Source organism: Mesorhizobium sp. M7A.F.Ca.CA.004.12.1.1 (assembly GCF_003997835.1).
Lineage (GTDB): Bacteria > Pseudomonadota > Alphaproteobacteria > Rhizobiales > Rhizobiaceae > Mesorhizobium.
In genome coordinates, this window is the sequence record NZ_RZRK01000787.1 from 1 (window position 1) to 2,802 (window position 2,802).

At 58.7% G+C, this 2,802-nt stretch carries 3 protein-coding genes; 1 reads left to right on the top strand and 2 read right to left on the bottom strand.

The genetic code is table 11. The annotated features are described in order from the left end of the window. Positions 1-539: 539 nt before the first annotated feature. Together EN984_RS29595 and EN984_RS29600 are read right to left on the bottom strand one after the other, a co-directional pair. On the bottom strand, positions 540-1,730 hold the full coding sequence (locus tag EN984_RS29595; RefSeq protein WP_127272699.1) for an NADH-quinone oxidoreductase subunit D: 1,191 nt from the start codon (positions 1,728-1,730) through the stop codon (positions 540-542). A gap of 52 nt (positions 1,731-1,782) precedes the next feature. Continuing rightward, the gene (locus EN984_RS29600) at positions 1,783-2,178 is read right to left on the bottom strand and encodes a hypothetical protein (RefSeq protein ID WP_127268883.1); all 396 of its coding nucleotides are present in this window, start codon (positions 2,176-2,178) and stop codon (positions 1,783-1,785) included. A gap of 253 nt (positions 2,179-2,431) precedes the next feature. Here EN984_RS29600 and EN984_RS29605 point away from each other — a divergent pair, with 253 nt between their 5' ends. Further along, positions 2,432-2,659, top strand: a complete 228-nt coding sequence (locus EN984_RS29605) for a hypothetical protein (RefSeq protein ID WP_127268882.1) — start codon at positions 2,432-2,434, stop codon at positions 2,657-2,659. The last annotated feature ends 143 nt before the right edge of the window (positions 2,660-2,802 follow it).

Genomic DNA, 2,802 nt, shown 5'->3' on the forward strand with positions numbered 1-2,802 from the left:
CGGGGTTCTTGGCCGTGACGCCGCCCCAGTCCGCGAGCCTGCCTGGACGGCAAATCGGTCGTGGCCGCCAGTTGTCGCACCTGCTGATCGTCGATGGCGACCTGCGGCAATGTATGGTCGATATTTCCTTCCTTGTCCTTCATCGCGCTTCTCCTTGATCCCTGTCGACGACAACGGCTCGAAAATCCGACCGGTTCCGAACGATCTGCAACTTTTGCGCCTTCACCTGGGCGGACCAACATACTCGTGTCCCGAGGGCGTAACGATCTCGCTGGATTCTGCCAGGAACCATGCCACGGCGCACGAGTTGTTCCGACTGAACGGAGATAGTTCGATGCCACAGCCAAGACAGCCAGACCCAAATCGCGATGTTCCCGTGCCGCCTCCAACATGGAAGCCCGAGCCGATCGAGGAACCCGAACCGGAAAGGCTCCCGGACGAGACCCCGCTGCCCAATCCCGACGAGAATGAAGAGCCTCCCATCCACGCGTAGGATGATGGAGTTTCTTTATCGCGGGGCAAAGCACACCTCCGGACGGCTAACGATCGATCTCGCCAAACACGATGTCGAGCGATCCGATGATGGCGGCAACGTCGGCGATCATGTGCCCTCGAGACAGGAAATCCATCGCCTGCAGATGGGCGAAGGATGGCGCGCGTATCTTGCACCGGTAAGGAACATTGCCCCCGTCGGAAACCAGATAAACACCGAATTCTCCCTTTGGCGCTTCAACCGCGGCGTAGACTTCTCCGGCCGGCACGCGATGCCCCTCGGTATAAAGTTTGAAATGCTGGATGGTCGCCTCCATCGAGCGTTTCATCGTGGCGCGCCGCGGCGGCGTGATCTTCTGGTTTGGAAGCGCGACCGGCCCCTGGCCTTCGGGTGACCGCAGTTTTTCCAGGCATTGCTTCATGATCCGCACCGACTGGCGCATCTCCTCCATGCGGACCAGGTAGCGGTCATAGCAGTCTCCGTTCTTTCCGACGGGAATGTCGAAATCCATGTCCGGGTAACATTCGTATGGCTGTGCCTTGCGCAAATCCCATGCGGCGCCCGATCCGCGCACCATCACGCCGGAAAATCCCCAGGCCCAGGCATCCTCCAGCCCGATCACGCCCACATCGACATTGCGCTGCTTGAAGATACGGCTGCCGGTGAGCAATTCGTCGAGGTTGTCACAGACTTTGAGGAACGGATCGCAGAAAGCCCAGATGTCGTCGAGAAGCTTCGGAGGCATATCCTGGTGCACGCCGCCGATTCTGAAATAATTCGCATGCATGCGGGCGCCGGAGGCGCGCTCGTAAAAAACCATCAGCTTTTCCCGCTCCGCAAACCCCCAAAGCGGCGGCGTCAGCGCGCCGATATCCATGGCCTGCGTCGTGACGTTGAGGAGATGCGACAGAAGCCGGCCGATTTCGCAAAAAAGAACACGGACGAGTTGTCCACGCGTTGGAACGCTGATTTCGAGCAGTTTTTCGGCAGCGAGGCAGAACGCATGCTCCTGGTTCATCGGCGCGACATAGTCGAGCCGGTCGAAATAGGGCAGCGCTTGCAAATAGTTCTTGTGCTCTATGAGTTTTTCGGTGCCGCGATGCAGTAAGCCAATATGCGGATCGGCACGCTCGACGATCTCGCCGTCCAGTTCGAGCACCAGCCGAAGAACACCGTGGGCCGACGGATGCTGGGGCCCGAAATTGATGGTGAAGTTGCGAACGGGGGCTTCGACCATCGCTGCTCTCCGCGACTGTCGGGGCAAGGCGTGATGCGAATGGTTCGGCGCCTCAAGTCGTCGTCTGAATGATCAGCGTCAGGGTGCCATCGCCATCTATGTTTGCAGCGACAACCTGCGAGGAATTGAGCCCATTCGCCCTCAAGGCCGATGTCGCTTGAGGCGAAGCATCGACTGAGTTTTGCAGGCGTAGCAAATCTTCGGCGCTGGTCTGATTGATCACGGCATCCGCCTGCGCCTTGATTTCGTCAGGCAGATCCTCGACGGCGACAATGGCAACGCCGGTGAAATTCAAATCAGCAGAGCCTGGATCTGACAGCGCCTGCTCCGGTTGCACTTCGCCCTGCGGTGGCGTCACCTGGGGAAGCTGCGGTCCAACAGTTTGGGCGTAGACGGGCTGAATGATGACCGCCCCGGAAAGTGCGACAGCTATCGTCAACATGCGCATGGTCGCTCCTTGCATCCTTCGAGGGAGATTTTGAAGAAACCCCCATGCCGAGCGATTGTTCCCGCGGGGCTGGTCACACTGGGCAATTTCGCGTCGACCCCCCTGGGGAAACGCCGAACGAACCATGGCCCAGACGACGTCATATGGCTGTCTCCCAACCGGCTGAGCGGTTGCGTACGGAATCGTACCATCGATTGATCTGCACCTTGGAGAGGATCAAAATAAAGCAGAGGTGACCATGGGAGGGAGCCGCATGAGCATCGCCAGATGGGCAATAAGACCTGTCGGTACCGCCAAGGCATTTCTGGCAGAGCAGCTTCGAAGTGGGCGATACGGCGACATCGTTTCGGTCAAAGCGGCGATAGAGGCCGCTCGCAGGGACGCGCCTTATTTGCAGGATACAGACGATGAGTTGATGGAGACGATCGTCGAGCTGGCACGGGAACTGGGGCTGGCCGTCCTTTTTGACTCTCGCGATTGACCGATGAGCCATGGCTGGAGGACTCACCGGTGGTTGAAGCGATTTGGTACGAAATCGACAATTGGCTCATGGCCGAAAATGCGCAATTATTGGGAAATGGGACGACGGCTGGACGACAAACTCGATTGCAAGGCTTGTGGGAC

What these genes read in the sequence shown, in the direction of transcription:
- EN984_RS29595 (WP_127272699.1), bottom strand. Translation starts at nt 1,730, where the DNA reads ATGGTCGAAGCCCCCGTTCGCAACTTCACCATCAATTTCGGGCCCCAG.
- EN984_RS29600 (WP_127268883.1), bottom strand. Translation starts at nt 2,178, where the DNA reads ATGCGCATGTTGACGATAGCTGTCGCACTTTCCGGGGCGGTCATCATT.
- EN984_RS29605 (WP_127268882.1), top strand. Translation starts at nt 2,432, where the DNA reads ATGAGCATCGCCAGATGGGCAATAAGACCTGTCGGTACCGCCAAGGCA.